At 65.6% G+C, this 1,456-nt stretch carries 2 protein-coding genes; both read left to right on the top strand.

The window, feature by feature from the left end:
* A partial coding sequence (locus tag D4754_RS23735) for a phage portal protein (protein ID WP_121068637.1) occupies window positions 1-1,014 on the top strand: 1,014 nt, incomplete at its 5' end.
* Window positions 1,011-1,456 (top strand): head maturation protease, ClpP-related (locus tag D4754_RS23730; RefSeq protein ID WP_205589709.1); only part of this gene is annotated, 446 nt, incomplete at its 3' end. The genes D4754_RS23735 and D4754_RS23730, both read left to right, overlap by 4 nt.

The raw sequence follows: 1,456 nt of genomic DNA, 5'->3' as shown, positions 1-1,456 counted from the left end.
GTGGCCTTCTACGAAAAGCAAGCCAATGGCTCGCGCGCGCGGATCGAGCCGGATCTTGCCGAGGTTCTGACGGCGAGCCCGAACAGCGGTCAGACCGCGATGGAACACTGGGAATCCGCGGCCGCGCATCTCTACCTGGACGGCAACCAGTATGCCGAGAAGCTCTTCATCGGGCGCCGGCTGGTGGGGCTGCGTCCGCTCTTCAATGTCAGCCCGAAACGGCGGGATGACGGGCGCTTCGATTACCAGTTCCTGGAGAATGGCCGTCGGCACATCTTGCCGCCGGACAAGGTGTTCCACATTCGCGGTTTCGGCGGCGGGGACGGGATTGGCATGAGCGTGATCAAGTTCGGGGTGCAGAGCTTCGGATCGGCGCTGGCGGCCGACGAGACCGCCGCGCGGGTCTTCGCGAACGGGATGACACAGGGCGGTTTCCTCGAATCCGACCAGGAGCTCGACCCTGAGCAACGCGAGCAGCTGCAGGAGTACCTTGCGACCTATGCGGGCAGTTCGAAGGCCGGGAAGACGATGATTTTGGAGGCCGGGCTCAAGTTCAGCGGCGCGACCATGAACCCGGAGGATGCGCAGCTTCTGGAAACGCGCCGCTTCGGGGTGGAGGACGTGTGCCGCTGGTTTGGCACGCCTCCGATCGTGATCGGCCATGCAGGGCAGGGGCAGACGATGTGGGGAACGGGGGTCGAGGCGATCATGCTCGCCTGGCTCCGGATGGGGATCAATCCGATCCTGCGGCGGATAGAGACGCGGATCAGCAAGGATCTGATCCCGCCCGAGCGCCGGGGCAAGTGGTTCGTGGAATGGAACCGCGAGGCGATGCTGCAGATGGACAGCAAGGCCAAGGGCGACTTCCTGTCGAAGATGACCGCGAGCGGGATCATGTCGAGCGATGAAAGCCGCGACAAGCTGAACCTGCCGCGCCGGGGTGGCGCGGCCGACGATCTTCGGGCGCAGGTGGCAACCGCGCCGATCGACCTTCTCGGAAAGGACAAGACATGACGATCCGCGACCTGCCGAAGGCAAAGGCAACCGCGCGCCCGGGCGTGCAAAGCGACATCTCGCCGAAGGCGCTGCAGCGGTGGGCCCCCGATGTTCGCGCGGCGGCCGAGGATGATGCCGCGGCGATCTCGATCCTCGACCCGATCGGGGCCGACATGTGGGGTGACGGGGTGACCGCGCGCCGGATCTCGGCCGCGTTGCGCTCGATCGGGGACCGGCCGGTGACGGTTAATATCAACTCGCCTGGCGGCGACTATTTCGAGGGGCTCGCGATCTACAACCTGTTGCGCGAGCACAAACAGGCGGTGACCGTGAATGTCCTGGGGATCGCGGCCTCGGCGGCGTCTGTGATCGCGATGGCGGGTGACGACGTGCGGATGGCACGGGCCGGGTTCCTGATGATCCATAACACGTGGATCCTGGCGGCAGGCGATCGTCATGC

Source organism: Chachezhania antarctica (assembly GCF_003646465.1).
In the GTDB taxonomy this organism is placed as follows: Bacteria; Pseudomonadota; Alphaproteobacteria; order Rhodobacterales; family Rhodobacteraceae; genus Chachezhania; species Chachezhania antarctica.
Note: the sequence above shows the minus strand (reverse complement) of the source record. Positions and strands in the feature narration are given on the sequence as shown.